Here is a 312-nt window from a genome sequence, read left to right on the forward strand (position 1 = left end):
CCTTGCCAGTTGCGGTAATTACCTGCACTTCCGCGAGTACTTCACCGTGGGCAAGGTACGACTGCACAGTGCGACGTTCTGCAAGCAGCACTTGGTTTGTCCTTTGTGTGCTATTCGCCGCGGCGCTAAGGCTCTTGGGGCTTACCTGAGCCGCTGGCAGGTTATCCAGACAGAGCGTCCGGATCTACGCCCATACCTCCTGACCCTGACCGTTAGAAACGGCCCTGATCTTGCCGAGCGGCAAGCTCACCTCAGCCACTCCCTCAAACGTCTAATGCACCATCGCCGAGACTTCAACGCAGGTACTCGCGG

At 58.3% G+C, this 312-nt stretch carries 1 protein-coding gene; it reads left to right on the forward strand.

Features of this window, described 5'->3' with window-relative positions:
* Nucleotides 1-46 precede the first annotated feature (46 nt).
* On the forward strand, nt 47-312 hold a 266-nt coding region (locus GHO42_RS26390), incomplete at its 3' end, for a protein rep (RefSeq protein WP_371928116.1).

Source organism: Pseudomonas sp. FSL R10-0056 (assembly GCF_009600105.1).
In the GTDB taxonomy this organism is placed as follows: Bacteria; Pseudomonadota; Gammaproteobacteria; order Pseudomonadales; family Pseudomonadaceae; genus Aquipseudomonas; species Aquipseudomonas bubulae.